Origin of the sequence: Exiguobacterium sp. SH0S1, assembly GCF_004337165.1 — a bacterium.
GTDB classification, from domain to species: domain Bacteria; phylum Bacillota; class Bacilli; order Exiguobacteriales; family Exiguobacteriaceae; genus Exiguobacterium; species Exiguobacterium aurantiacum_A.
The window spans coordinates 1013610-1027153 of the sequence record NZ_SJVC01000001.1; the positions used below are offsets into that span (position 1 = coordinate 1013610).

17 protein-coding genes are annotated in these 13544 nt (G+C 52.3%); all 17 read right to left on the reverse strand.

The genetic code is table 11. The features are described from left to right. Nucleotides 1–77: 77 nt before the first annotated feature. The 17 genes from recO to EVJ20_RS05300 all read right to left on the reverse strand — a co-directional run bounded on the left by recO (nucleotide 78) and on the right by EVJ20_RS05300 (nucleotide 13428). Nucleotides 78–827: a DNA repair protein RecO gene (gene recO / locus EVJ20_RS05220; RefSeq protein WP_131507216.1), complete on the reverse strand. Its 750-nt coding sequence runs from the start codon at nucleotides 825–827 to the stop codon at nucleotides 78–80. Between the two features lie 3 nt (nucleotides 828–830). Beyond that, nucleotides 831–1739, reverse strand: coding sequence for a GTPase Era (gene era / locus EVJ20_RS05225; protein ID WP_070326997.1), 909 nt, complete (start codon nucleotides 1737–1739; stop codon nucleotides 831–833). Nucleotides 1740–1773: 34 nt separating this feature from the next. Continuing rightward, nucleotides 1774–2115: a diacylglycerol kinase family protein gene (locus EVJ20_RS05230; RefSeq protein WP_070326996.1), complete on the reverse strand. Its 342-nt coding sequence runs from the start codon at nucleotides 2113–2115 to the stop codon at nucleotides 1774–1776. Further along, on the reverse strand, nucleotides 2112–2588 hold the full coding sequence (gene ybeY / locus EVJ20_RS05235; protein ID WP_131507218.1) for an rRNA maturation RNase YbeY: 477 nt from the start codon (nucleotides 2586–2588) through the stop codon (nucleotides 2112–2114). Before ybeY ends, EVJ20_RS05230 begins: the two co-directional genes overlap by 4 nt. Beyond that, a complete protein-coding gene (locus EVJ20_RS05240; protein ID WP_236636165.1) occupies nucleotides 2566–4647 on the reverse strand; it encodes an HD family phosphohydrolase in 2082 nt (693 codons plus the stop codon). The genes ybeY and EVJ20_RS05240 overlap by 23 nt, the downstream gene beginning before the upstream one ends. Nucleotides 4648–4664: 17 nt before the next feature. Continuing rightward, complete coding sequence (locus tag EVJ20_RS05245) at nucleotides 4665–5627, reverse strand: PhoH family protein (RefSeq protein ID WP_370251801.1); 963 nt, start codon at nucleotides 5625–5627, stop codon at nucleotides 4665–4667. A gap of 127 nt (nucleotides 5628–5754) precedes the next feature. Then, nucleotides 5755–6219 carry a hypothetical protein gene (locus EVJ20_RS05250; RefSeq protein WP_131490391.1) on the reverse strand — a complete coding sequence of 155 codons (465 nt, stop codon included), beginning with the start codon at nucleotides 6217–6219 and terminating at the stop codon, nucleotides 5755–5757. A 5-nt stretch (nucleotides 6220–6224) separates the two neighbouring features. After that, nucleotides 6225–7100 carry a flotillin-like FloA family protein gene (locus tag EVJ20_RS05255; protein ID WP_131507222.1) on the reverse strand — a complete coding sequence of 292 codons (876 nt, stop codon included), beginning with the start codon at nucleotides 7098–7100 and terminating at the stop codon, nucleotides 6225–6227. Next, entirely contained in the window at nucleotides 7097–7609 is a 513-nt protein-coding gene (locus EVJ20_RS05260; RefSeq protein ID WP_070326992.1) for an NfeD family protein, read from the reverse strand. Before EVJ20_RS05260 ends, EVJ20_RS05255 begins: the two co-directional genes overlap by 4 nt. A 136-nt stretch (nucleotides 7610–7745) precedes the next feature. Beyond that, on the reverse strand, nucleotides 7746–8195 hold the full coding sequence (locus EVJ20_RS05265) for a GatB/YqeY domain-containing protein (RefSeq protein WP_070326991.1): 450 nt from the start codon (nucleotides 8193–8195) through the stop codon (nucleotides 7746–7748). Nucleotides 8196–8228: 33 nt separating this feature from the next. Continuing rightward, on the reverse strand, nucleotides 8229–8423 hold the full coding sequence (gene rpsU, locus EVJ20_RS05270; RefSeq protein ID WP_286203271.1) for a 30S ribosomal protein S21: 195 nt from the start codon (nucleotides 8421–8423) through the stop codon (nucleotides 8229–8231). A gap of 79 nt (nucleotides 8424–8502) precedes the next feature. After that, nucleotides 8503–9168 (reverse strand): deoxyribose-phosphate aldolase, encoded by a 666-nt coding sequence (gene deoC / locus EVJ20_RS05275; protein ID WP_070326989.1) that lies wholly within the window; start codon nucleotides 9166–9168, stop codon nucleotides 8503–8505. Between the two features lie 77 nt (nucleotides 9169–9245). Beyond that, a complete protein-coding gene (gene rarD / locus EVJ20_RS05280) occupies nucleotides 9246–10109 on the reverse strand; it encodes an EamA family transporter RarD (protein WP_236633361.1) in 864 nt (287 codons plus the stop codon). Nucleotides 10110–10256: 147 nt separating this feature from the next. After that, nucleotides 10257–11414 carry a bifunctional cystathionine gamma-lyase/homocysteine desulfhydrase gene (locus EVJ20_RS05285; RefSeq protein WP_131463798.1) on the reverse strand — a complete coding sequence of 386 codons (1158 nt, stop codon included), beginning with the start codon at nucleotides 11412–11414 and terminating at the stop codon, nucleotides 10257–10259. Next, the gene (locus EVJ20_RS05290) at nucleotides 11380–12318 is read right to left on the reverse strand and encodes a PLP-dependent cysteine synthase family protein (RefSeq protein ID WP_131463800.1); all 939 of its coding nucleotides are present in this window, start codon (nucleotides 12316–12318) and stop codon (nucleotides 11380–11382) included. Before EVJ20_RS05290 ends, EVJ20_RS05285 begins: the two co-directional genes overlap by 35 nt. 1 nt (nucleotide 12319) lies before the next feature. Beyond that, nucleotides 12320–12787 (reverse strand): S-ribosylhomocysteine lyase, encoded by a 468-nt coding sequence (locus tag EVJ20_RS05295; protein WP_131439956.1) that lies wholly within the window; start codon nucleotides 12785–12787, stop codon nucleotides 12320–12322. Beyond that, a complete protein-coding gene (locus EVJ20_RS05300) occupies nucleotides 12784–13428 on the reverse strand; it encodes a class I SAM-dependent methyltransferase (RefSeq protein WP_131463802.1) in 645 nt (214 codons plus the stop codon). Before EVJ20_RS05300 ends, EVJ20_RS05295 begins: the two co-directional genes overlap by 4 nt. Nucleotides 13429–13544: the final 116 nt, after the last annotated feature.

Below are 13544 nucleotides of genomic sequence, written 5' to 3' on the forward strand. Positions count from 1 at the left end.
CTACTCATTTTCCTTCACAGCGCACGCTATTTCATTTGTCTAATCGTAGATTATGGTATCGAACCTTGCATGAATTGTCAATCATCGTTCAAGTAAAGTCGCTGCATCTGATCGAGGACTCGTTTCGTCTTGAGGTTCAATCCGCTGTAAGAGTCCATATAGGCGTCAAAAAGTTGCCGTAACAGGAGACGTGTCTCCTTCGTCAACGGGACGTTACTAAACTCTGACAGCTCATGCCGGCTCAACAAGTAAAGTAACTTCGCCAGCCGCTCACTCATCTGAATCGACCCTGCCTCTTGGTGACGCGAACAGAGAAACCCGCCCGACGTCACGGAAAAGAACATCGGGTCGGTCACATCGTTGCACCGGACACAACCGGTCAAGACCGGGGCAACACCGAGCAGATACATAATTCTGAGCTCGAAATGATGGATGATGATCTCTGGGTCCATTCCGGCGTTCAGCGCTTGGAGCGCGTCATTCAAAATTCGGTATAACGGCCGGTTCGGGACTCGATCTTCGACAGTTTTATCGACGAGTTCGAGCAAGTACACGGCATACGCCATCCGCTCGACATCTTTTCGCACTTCCGGGTATGACGTGATCACGTCAGACGACTTGAGTTGACCGAGACCGCGGCTCGACGGGAAGATATAGACGGCTTCGACGAACGGTTGGCTCGATGCGTGCAACCGACTCCCTGGCTTTTTCGCACCACGTGCCATGACGGCGACTTTCCCGAGCTCTTCTGTGAAGATTGTCACGACTTTGTTGGATTCACCATAATTGACGGTCCGAATGACGATGCCCGTGACTTTTTGTAACATGGCTCAATACTCGTCGTCGCGGAAACCGAGGTCACGGAGTTGGCCCATCTTATTGCGCCAATCTTTTTGGACTTTCACCCATAAGTTTAAATACACTTTCGTACCGAGCAAGAGCTCGATGTCATGACGCGCTTCCGTCCCGACCTGACGGAGCATCGCACCTTTCTTGCCGATGACGATTCCTTTTTGCGAGTCACGCTCGACCATGATGACGGCTTCGACGTCGACCATGTCCGAGTTGTCTCGTTTCTTGATCGATTCGATGTTGACCGCGATCGAATGCGGGATCTCATCGCGCGTGTTATGGAGCACTTTCTCGCGAATCAGTTCCGAGATGATGAAGCGCTCCGGGTGATCCGTCACTTGATCGGCTGGATAGTACATCGGCCCTTCAGGCAGCAGCTTCTTGATCTCACCGATGAGCGGTTCGACGTTATTGCCTTGCAAGGCTGAAATCGGAACGTACGCCGCGAAATCAAGTTGATTCGTATACTGTTCGATGACAGCGGGAATCTCGTCCGGGTGAATCAAATCGATTTTGTTCATCACAAGGATGATCGGTGTGTCGAGTCCTTTCAACTTCTCGATGATGAACTCGTCACCGGCACCGCGCGGCTCTGTGACGTTGACCATGAACAAAATCGCGTCGACTTCACGCAACGCGTTCGTCGCCACTTTCATCATGAAGTCGCCGAGACGGTGCTTCGGTTTATGGATCCCTGGCGTGTCGATGAAGATGATTTGCGTGTCGTCTGTCGTATAGACACCTTGGACCTTGTTACGTGTCGTCTGGGGCTTGTCTGACATGATGGCGATCTTTTGACCGATGACCCGGTTCAAGAACGTCGATTTCCCGACGTTCGGACGTCCGATAATTGAAACAAAACCTGATTTAAAACCTTCTTGATACATAGTGCACCTGCTTTCTAAATTTCCAATACATTGATTATAAAGCGAATAAATACGGCCCGAAAATGACGAGCGCTGTTACGGCTGCTCCGCCCGAAGCGACGAGAACCGATCCCGCCGCGACGTCTTTCGCTTGTTTGGCGAGCGGCTCGATGTCTTTCGTCACGAGATCGACCGTCCGTTCGACGGCCGTGTTCATCAATTCGAGAGCGATGACAAGCACGACCCACCCGAACAAGATGAGGTTTTCAAGCGTTGTCGTCGGGAGCCACCAACAGAACAATCCGACGAGCAGGCTTGCAATGAGGTGAATCAGCATGTTCCGTTCGGTTCGCACCGCGTGCACGATCCCGTGCACCGCAAACCAGAACGGATTCACACCTCGCCTCGCTTCAACTCAAAATGAGCGAGCACTTGCTCCTGACGCACCGTCATCTCGGCTTCTTCTTCTGGCGTCATATGGTCGTAGCCGAGCAAATGGAGAAAGCCATGAATCGCCAAGAAACCGAGTTCACGTTCGAACGAATGACCGTAGTCCGCCGCTTGCTCGCGGCACCGCTCCACCGAGATGACGATGTCGCCCAATAGACGGGGTTCATCCTCATCAAGCATGAAGTCCATCTCTTCTTCTCCCATCTCGTCAAAAGCAAAGCTGATGACGTCCGTCGGCGCGTCTTTGCCGCGCCACTCCTGGTTGATCACTTGAATCTCGTCATTCGTTAAAAATGTGACTGACAGTTCACTCGGTTCTTCGACTTGTTCAGCCAAGGCCGCGTGAACTAAAATCGATTCGACTAACTCGAGCTGAGACTCGGTCAACAACCCTTGTTCATCGTTCGAGATGATTTGCATGTAATTCGCCTTCTTTCTTTAGTTCTGGGTATTCGATCCGTTCATGGAACAAGCCGGTCAACGTCTCGCATGCACTCTCGCCGACACGCCACACTTCTTTCGTCGTCAAGTCACACTCTTCGAACTGACCGTCTTGAAGCTTGTCGCGAATGATCGAGCTGACGAGCTGACGTATCCGCTCCGGTGTCGGCTGTTTTTGCGACCGAACCGCTGCTTCGATCGAATCGACGATCATGACGACCGCCGCCTCACGCGACTGCGGTTTCGGTCCCGGGTAACGGAAACGTGACTCTGTCACGTCTCGTGACTCTTTCGCTTTCACATAAAAGAACTTGAGCAGCGACGTCCCGTGATGTTGCTCGGCGATGTCGATAATCTCTTTCGGCAGTTTATAGCGCCGCAACAAATCAGAGCCGTCGTAAGGATGCGCCATAATGATGTCGGCCGACTCTTCCGGTGTGAGCCGGTCGTGCGGGTTCACCCCGTTTTGTTGATTCTCGATAAAGTGGAGCGGCCGTTCCGTCTTGCCGAGGTCGTGATAATAACTCGCGACCCGGGCGAGCAGACCATCGGCCCCGATCGCCTCACACGCCGACTCGGCGAGATTGGCGACCATCATGCTATGGTGATACGTTCCCGGCGCCTCCATCAACAGTTTTCGCAGCAGCGGATGCGTCGGGCTCATCAATTCGACTAGGCGTCCGGACGACAATACGCCGAACCAAGGCTCTAGAAACGGCAGGAAGCCGAAAGTGAGAACGATCGACAGCAAGGCGCTCGTGATTGCGAAACCGGATAAATAGGCGACCATCTCCCACGTCACTTGCGTGTTCCGCAAGAACAGGAGCGCGAGCACCATGATGATGTTGATGATTCCGAGCAAGACGCCTGAAAGGAACAAGCGTTTCCGTTGAATCTTCGGTTCGACCAAAAAGACAGCCAGGAAACTCCCGGTCGCAAAGTAAACGACCGTCATAAAGCTCGTATTTTGGCCAAAGCTCGCAACAATTGAACCAGCGATCATCGTGATGAGCGCCGAAGCCAACGCGACCCGTTCATCGACTAAGATACGGAGCAATAAGACGACGAACGCCGTCGGGGCGATGACGTACGCATACGTCGTGAACTCGATCCCGATATAACCGACGCCGAAGAAAATACCTAGTTGCAGCAATAGTAGGCCATAGACAGTAATCAAAATTTTAGGTCGGAGCAAAAGCTCTTGAATTTTTGAACGGATCAGCATGAATAAAAATCCGACCGTCAAGAGTCCGCTGAGCAAATAGGCACCGAACAAAGGCGCGAACGAACGGTTCGGGTCAATCGCACCGGTCAATTCGAGCTTCCGATAGATTTCACGGGTCACGACTTCCCCTTGGTTGACGAGGAGCTGCCCTTCTTGAATGATAACCGGTTCAACGGCGTCGATCGCTTCTTGTTCTTTCTGACGAGTCGCTTCCGAATCGAAGACATAGTTCGGGACGATCAGTTGGTCACTTAAACTCGTCGCGACCGCTCGGAATTCTAACGACAACGGTGATTGGTCGATGACCGTCGACGCCCGGTCTCTCGCCTCGGCAATCGACTCGGAACTCGTTTCGATCCGATTGGCCATGACTTCTTGAAGCGCCGTCACGGCGACGTCTTCGACGGTACGACGCGTGTTCACGGTCGCCTCCAGGAGTGAGTTCAACTCATCGTCTGCAAGGAGCCCGTTCACTTCTGTAGAGTTCAATCGATTTTTGATATCAGACAGTTCAGTGTCCTCATCTGTGTCTTCGAACGCCGCAAACAATTGCTCAATTTTGGCAATCTGTTGATCGGCGAATTCACGGCGTAATGAGAACTGACTCCCGACGGCGTTCGTCGCGTCTTGTCTCAGACGGTCCGACGCGACCCTGTCCTCGATCGTGATCGGGGAGCGGATATCTTGTGCGGCGATGCCAAGCGGCTCAACGCTGATGATTGATGGGCGCACCGTAAAGTAGAGGATCGCGCCAAGGATGAGAAAAAAGAGGACGGAGATTGTGGCGACCGTCCAATGACGTGCTTGCTGCATCAGTGCCCCCCCTTTCGTCATGTAATATCTGTACTGTAGGCGTTGATGATTTTTTTGACGAGTGGATGCCGCACGACGTCTGAGGCGCTAAAGTGTTCGAAGTGAATCCCGTCGACCCCTTCGAGGAGATGGAGCGCTTCTTGAAGCCCCGACGCTTTCCCTCTCGGTAAGTCGACTTGCGTCAAATCACCGGTGACGACCATCTTCGACCCGAACCCGAGCCGTGTCAAAAACATTTTCATCTGTTCTTTCGTCGTATTCTGCGCCTCATCCAAAATGACGAACGCATCTTCAAGCGTCCGTCCGCGCATGTAAGCGAGCGGGGCGACTTCGATTGTGCCTCGCTCGAGCAGACGGTTCGTGTGTTCGACACCATAGACGTCAAACAAGGCGTCATAGAGCGGTCGTAAGTAAGGGTCGACTTTTTCTTTTAAGTCGCCCGGCAAGAAACCGAGGTTCTCACCCGCCTCGACGGCAGGACGCGTCAAAATGATCCGTTTCACTTGACCTTCTTTCAGCGCCCGCGCAGCAAGGACGACCGCCAAATACGTCTTCCCGGTCCCGGCCGGCCCGATCCCGAATACGAGGTCGCGTTTCTCGATGGCCCGGACGTAACGGCTCTGTCCGACCGTCTTCGCCCGGATCGGTTTCCCTTTGTTCGTCGTGAAAACGACGCGGCCATAATGTTCGAGCAGTTCTTCCCCTTTGCCGATCTTAATATGTTGGATGACACTGATCGCATCGCCCTCGTTCAACCGTGCACCTTGTTTAACGAGTTGTTGCAGCGTCTTGATCACACTTTTCGTCAATTCGAGCGTCTCCACGCTATCGGCTTGGATGATCAGCTCTTCGCCACGGGGCGTAAGCGCGACGGCAAGCTCGGCCTCGATCGCATGGAACACCTCGTCTTTCGGTCCGAGGAGTGCCTGCGCTTCGCTCGCATGTTCCATGACGAACGGTATCTTATCTGTCGTAATCAATGGATGTTTCTCCCCCTCATCTATAGATTGTTCCTTCTTTACTTTAGCACTATCATGCCGTTCGTGAAAGAAAGACCGTTAGCTCGAGCCACAAAAAAAGCAGCGACATCGAGTCACTGCTAAAAAATTACCGACGGCGGCGTTTCGAGACCGGCGGCTGAAGAATCTCACTCCAGACGATGGCTTGACGCGCTTGCTTCATCGAAATGCGTGGTTGCGCTGTCTGTCGTGAATCGGTCGCTTCCGTTATCGGAGGGATTTTGACTGCCTGTTCGAACGCAGCGCTCACTTTCGGGAGCGACTCACGCGACTTTGGTGCGTGCCGATTCGGATCAAACTCGTGCCGGTCTGAATTTTCGACCGGAATCGCGACACGACGACGAACTTTTTGCGGTACTTTGTTCTGTCGTTCGTCTCGCGGATCGTTGAGTGGCCCATCGACTTCTTTCATCATGTCGCCGACCGTATCCAAATACCGTTTCAGATCCGTGCTCGGTGGCTTTTCTCCGGTAGATGACGACTTCTCAAGTCGCTTCATGACCGCTGAAGCGACCCCGAAGGCGGCTAATAGTAAGATCCATAATCCATCCATATCGATTACTCTCTATCAGATTCGACTGGATGACCGATCGCATTACGCATTTGCGTATCCGCTTGGACGTTCAAGTAGTTGACGTAATCCATGACCCCAAGCTTGCCGTTACGAAGCGCATCTGCCATCGCGAGCGGTACTTCCGCCTCGGCCGCGACAACTTTGGCGCGCATTTCTTCGACCGACGACTTCATCTCTTGCTCGCGGGCGATCGCCATTGCACGACGTTCCTCGGCTTTCGCCTGCGCAATTTTCTTATCTGCCTCGGCTTGGTCGGTTTGGAGCACCGCGCCGATGTTTTTACCGATATCAATGTCGGCGATGTCGATCGACAAGATTTCAAACGCCGTCCCTGAATCGAGACCTTTCGTCAATACGGTACGTGAAATCATATCCGGGTTCTCAAGCACGTGTTTATGGTTATGTTGCGAACCGATCGTCGAGACGACCCCTTCACCGACACGGGCGATGAACGGTGTCTCGATGACTTTCGGGTTAACCGACATCTGTACGGCTTCTAACACGTTCCGGCCAGCAAGGTCGATGGCGGCGGCACGTTCGAACGATAACTCGATATCGGCACGGTGCGCCGCGATCAAAGCGTTGACGACACGGTCGACGTTACCACCGGCTAAAAAGTGACTCTCGAGCTGGTTCGTGTTCAAACCGATGCCCGCTTTGACGGCTTTGATGAGCGGGTTGATGATTTTAGACGGGACGACGCGACGAAGTCGCATCCCGATCAATGTGAAGATGGAGACGTGGACGCCTGAAGCAAACGAGCTGATCCACAGGCCGACCGGTACAAACGTGAAGAACACGGCGAGCGCGATCAATCCCCCACCTGTGATGAGTAACGTGCTTAATAGTTCTGGTGTCATTCTGTTACATCCTCCTTCGGTTCTACAAAGCGTCGGACGACAACGCGTCCTGAGTCGACTTTATACACCTCAATTTTTGTTTGTTCATCGAGATAGCTACCTTCTGCCACGACGTCGATTCGTTCGCCTTCAATCTCAGCAGTACCTGCTGGACGAAGTGGCGTCAATGTGACACCGACTTTCCCAAGCAACCGCTTCCGGTCATCATGAGACAAATACCCCTTATCAGTCGACGTCGAATCGGTCAAAATCAAGCCTTTATACATGAGCGAGCGATTCGACTGCAGTCGACGGTACGCCCAAAACCCGAGTCCCGCAACAAGCGCCGTCGCTAAACCAAGTGACAGCCAAAGCTGCCCGATCGTGGCACCTGCCATAATCAAACTCGCCACGACGGCGCCTATCCCGAGGACCCCGAACAATCCAAAACCGGCAACGAACACTTCAATTCCAAGAAGGACAATCCCGACGAAAAACACCGTCAGAATCACTCCGAGACCAAATGTCATCGTATTGCTACCCCCTTCCAAATCCAAAGCTACCTCTTATCTCTAGTGTATACGAAACAAGATTGAATGTGGTTTCATAATACGCAAAAAAAGGCAGAAACTTTTGGATTTCTCCAAAGTTCCCTGCCTTTTATCATTAATTCGTCAATTGTTGTTTGACAATTCGGTTCACAAGACCACCGTCAGCCTTGCCTTTAACTTGTGGCATGACGACGCCCATCACCTTACCCATATCGGACGGACCCGCAGCGTTCGTCTCGGCAATTGCCGCCTTGACGATTGCTGTGACTTCGTCTTCAGAGAGTTGCTTAGGCATGTAGACCTCTAGTACGACAATTTCATCAGCTACTTTAGAAGCAAGGTCTTCACGACCAGCGCTTTCGAATTCTCGGAGGGAGTCTCTGCGCTGTTTCATCTCTCGGTTGAGCACCGTGAGCTCCTCTTCCTCAGTAAGATCTTGTCGACCAAGTTTGATGGCCTCGTTCTGGAGCGACGCTTTGACCATCCGGATCGTCGTGAGACGATCTTTCTGTTTAGCGCGCATGGCTTGCTTCATGTCGTCCGTCAAGCGTTCTTGCAGACTCATGAGCCAACACCCTCTCTACAAAAGAAACTTCAATCAGAATTTCTTGTTCTTGCGAGCAGCTTCTGATTTCAATTTACGTTTTACGCTTGGCTTTTCGTAGTGACGACGTTTGCGAACTTCGGCAAGAGTGCCATCTTTCGCAACACCGCGTTTGAAACGACGAAGAGCGTCTTCAAGCGATTCGTTTTTACGGACACGAGTTTCCACTAGTTTTCCCTCCCTCCGAATTACACGACTAAGGAAACGTGTTTCACACGTCATACCACATTATAGTGAAATTAAGTCGTGTGGTCAACTACTACTTCAATTAATAATCGCTGTCCGAACGCCCGCCTGTGACGATGGCAATTCCGGCAGAAGCGCCAATGCGCGTTGCACCAGCATCGATCATCGCTTGTGCGCCTGCGAAATCACGGACGCCGCCTGATGCTTTGACGCCAAGATCCGGTCCGACCGTCTCACGCATGAGTCGGATGTCTTCGACGGTAGCGCCGCCAGTTGAGAATCCAGTCGACGTTTTCACGAAGTCTGCACCCGCTTTGACTGACAGCTCAGCCGCTTTTTTGATTTCTTCTTTAGTAAGCAGGCACGTTTCAAAGATGACTTTGACGAGCGTACCGTTTGCTGCTTCGACGACGGCACGGATGTCGCGTTCGACGAGGTCGAAATCGCCGTCTTTCATCGCACTGATGTTGATGACCATGTCGACTTCGTCTGCGCCGTTGGCAATCGCATCTTTCGTTTCGAACGCTTTCACTTCAGGTGTGTTCGCACCGAGCGGGAATCCGATGACCGTACAAACTTTGACGTCCTCATCTAATTTAAGTTGCTCGGCAGCGTAAGCGACCCATGTCGGGTTGACACAAACGCTCGCGAATTTGTACTCAAGTGCCTCTGCACATAATTTTGTAACTTGATCTTTCGTTGTTTCTGCCTTCAAGGCCGTGTGGTCGATATAACGTGCTAATTCCATAATAAATTCCTCCTCTGACATATAGGTCTGACATCTAACATATTATCATGTTTTTGAGAAATGTAACAGCTTTCACTTCATGCAAGTTGACGGCGTTTTCGCGTTTGGACCCAGCTGTTCCAACTGAAGAAAAAGATGGCGATCCAGATGCACGTGAACGCGAAAACATGATACGTCGTGAACGGTTCGTCGTACAAGATGACACCGATCGCCAGACTGAGCGTCGGGGCGATGAACTGTAAAAAACCGACGAGCGTGAACGGGATATGTTGCGCCCCGTAACCGAACAACAGGAGCGGCAACGCCGTCATGACGCCCGTGCCTAAGAGCGCGGCCCAAACAATCGGTTCGCCCGTCATCGTGAGCCCGCCGCGCGACGTTTCGAAAGCGAGGAAGATGACCGCGACCGGAACGACCGCGAGCGTCTCGATGCCTAGACTGACCGTCGACGCAAGCGGCCGCCGTTTTTTGACCATCCCGTAAAACCCGAACGTACTCGCCAATATGAAAGCGATCCACGGGAACGACCCATAACCGAACGTCAAGACGAGCACCCCGACCGTCGCGACACCGACCGCGAGCCATTGGACTCGATTTAATGATTCCCGAAAAACGAGGACACCTAACACCATGCTGACGAGCGGATTGATATAATATCCGAGCGATGCCTCGATGATATAGCCGTGATTGACCGCCCATATGTAGACAAACCAGTTCGCACTGACGATAAAGCCGTTCAACATAAAGGCGTTCCGCGTCGCCCGATGTCTGAGCGCATAATTGAATTCAGTCCACTGTTTCGTCCATTTCAAGACGAGTAAAATGAATAGAAACGACCAGACGATACGGTGGGCGAGGATTTGACTGCTCGGTATTTCCTGTAGAAACTTCCAATAGATCGGCAGGATGCCCCACATGACGTACGCACCGATTGTGGGCATGACTCCTTTATTCAATCCGTTCACCCGCTCTCCTAATCAATTATCGTCAGTTTAGTCGATGCGTTTCGGACATTCAAGCGATTTCTTCCAACCTTCCCACGACAAAAGAGGCGCGCTCTGAGAGCGCACCTCGTGTCACACGTTCATTCAGCTCGTGATTGTCGTCAAGGCCGCAAGTGCTTGCTCCAAGTCTTCAATCAAATCGTTTACATCTTCAAGTCCGACAGAGATACGGACGAGCCCGTCCGTGATGCCGAGTTCTGCCCGACGTTCGGCCGGAATCGAGGCATGTGTCATCCGTGCCGGCACGCTAATCAAGCTCTCGACCGCACCGAGACTTTCAGCGAGCGTGAAGTAGTTCGTTTTCGCAACGACCGTCTCTGCCGCTTCGGCCGATCCGACGTCAAAAGCGATCATGCCGCCAAAGCCTCGGGCTTGTGACAGATGGATTTGTTTCGCTGTCTCGCTGGCAATGCTCGGGTGCAACACCCGGCTGATCGCCTCGTGAGACGTCAAGAACTCGACGAGTGCGAGCGCGTTCGTCTCGATCTCTTCCATCCGGACCGCGAGCGTCTTGATGCCGCGCACGACGAGGAAGCTGTCTTGCGGTCCGAGCACGGCTCCGACCGAGTTTTGTAGGAACGCCAAACGTTCCCCAAGTTCTTCTGTCCGGGCGACGACGAGTCCGGCGACGACGTCACTATGTCCACCTAAATATTTCGTGGCACTGTGCAAGACGTAGTCCGCACCGAACTCAATCGGATTTTGGAAATACGGTGTCATGAACGTATTGTCGACGACGAACAAGACGTCGGCCTCGGTCGCAATGTCACGCACACTGCGCATGTCCGTGACGTTCAAGAGCGGATTCGTCGGCGTCTCGACATAAATCATTTTCGTGTTCGGTTGGACGGCTTCGCGGACTGCCGCCGCGTCAGACGTATCGACAAAAGATGCTTCCAAGCCAAGTGATTGAAATACTCGATTGAATACACGGTACGTTCCCCCATATACGTCAGAACCGACGATGACGTGGTCCCCTGATTTCATTAACATGAGAATCGTTGAGATGGCGGCCATCCCTGAAGCGAACGCAAAACCACGCGCCCCGCCTTCGATGTCGGCGATCAGCGTCTCAAGCGCCGTCCGCGTCGGGTTAGCCGTCCGCGAATATTCATACCCGTCCCGCAAATTGCCGATTCCGTCTTGTTTATAAGTACTCGTTTGATAGATGGCTGGTGTCACGGCACCCGTCAACGGGTCCGTCGTCTTACCGCCGTGAATAAGCGCTGTTTTTGTACGCATGTTCTGCCTCCTTGACTATTCCTTGACTTAAATATCGTTCGACACTGTCTGGTAAAATCGTGACGATCACACCTTCGGTCATCCGGTTTGCTTCCTTCACACAAGCGGCGATGGCCGCACCGGAAGAACTTCCGACGAGCAGTCCTTCTTGCTTCGCCAAATGGGCGACGTAATAAAACGCGTCATCATCAGAAATCGTATAAATCCCATCGACGAGTTCACGATCTAAAAATGGAGGCCACTTCTCGACACCGATTCCTTCTGTTTTATGGGGCCCTGGTTGCCCACCGTTTAAGATCGATCCTTCAGGCTCGACAACGACGTTGCGTGTGCCGTGATTTTTTAGAACCGCGGCTACCCCAGTGAACGTGCCACCCGAGCCCGCGCCGGCGATGAAGACGTCGATATTCGGTATATCTTGCAATAGCTCTCGGGCGAGTGAGTCGACGTACGTATCCGGGTTATCCGGATTCGAGAACTGTTCAGGTAAATAGGCGTTATGTTCAACCGCCAACTCTTTGGCCCGCTCGATCGCACCCTTCATCCCGAGCTCGGTTTCCGTGTTAATGACAGTCGCGCCGAGCAATGACATGAGCGCTTGCTTCTCTTGACTAAACTTTTCAGGCGTGACCGTCATCAAGTTCACCCCGTACCGCTGACAGGCGAGGGCGAGCCCGATGCCGGTATTTCCGGCCGTCGGCTCAACGACCGTACCACCTCGTTCGAGTTGGCCGCGTTCAAGCGCTTGTTCGATCAAATGAAGCCCGAGCCGGTCTTTCACACTCCCGCCTGGATTCATCATCTCGAGCTTGCCGTATATTTTAACGCCTTTCGGAACAGGCAACGTCCGTAACTCGAGCAGCGGCGTGTCCCCGATCAGTTCATAGACGTTATTGACGAGCATATTACGCCTCGTCCTTAAAGATGATGTGCCACTCGTCACGTTTCGCGAGCATGTCGGCCGCTAATTTTTTTGCGCCCTCAAAGTCGTGGTGGTTGGCACTTCCGCATTGGATTGGGTTTTGCGCCGGCAACTCCGTCGCATTTGCTGCATCACGGAGTGTCGCCTCGACGAGGTCGAGCATCGATTCGTAATCGCCGTCGTTCAACATCGTCCAATAAAAACCAGTCTGGCAACCCATCGGCGAGACGTCGATGATTTGGTCCGAGTGACTGCGGCTGTTCTCAGCGATCAAGTGCTCGAGCGAATGGACGGCCCGCATCGGCATGAGACCCTCGTTCGGTTGGATGAAGCGAATGTCGTATTTATAGATCGTATCGGCCGTCCCTTTTTTCACTCCTGCTAAACGGACGTAAGGCGCTTGTACTTTTGTATGGTCCAAATTAAAACTTTCGACTTTATAACTTTTCATGATTGAGTTCCTCCTGATTGTTTCGTGGCCACGACGAGCCAGACGAATTTATTTTTTTGTGTCATCGAGACCGTATAACCGTTCGCTTCGAGCATCGCTTGAATCGTTTGCGTATACGGATAAAATTCGCGGTTCAAATCTTCTACCAAGTCGTCGTACCCGTTACCGCTCGCCCAGTCGAGAATGTCTCGCTTCGCCTTTTGCGAGGCGAACATCGTGTCGAGTAAGACGAATCGCGGTGAATCGAGCTGCTCGACGTAACCTTGAATCGCTGTCCGTTTCTCTTCATCCGTCAGATGGTGAAACGCGTATGACGACACGATCGTATCTATCTGCTCTGTCGTCGGATAGTTTAAAAAGTCACCGTCGATAATATCAATCTCAAGTTTTTCGGCGGCGACAGCCCGCATCTCCGGGGACGGTTCGACCGCAACCAGCTCGTGACGTTCTAAAATCTTCATACTTAAGTTCCCGGTCCCGACTCCGAACTCCATGACCTTCCCTTCGAGATGATCCACGACCTCGCTCAACATCTCCTCATAACCTGCGAACACTTCTTTATATTGCTCGTCATGTCCGGCCACGGTCGTGTCGTATTGCGTTGCCCATTCCTTAAAAATGTCCATGAACTGTAATCCCATTGCTCCACCCCATCGCTTTATTCCGACTATGTCGATAAGTTTTATATGTTTTATCTATTCAGACCATACCAATTTTCAAAAAAAATCTCAAGCGAATTGTTCGAATCATTTTATTC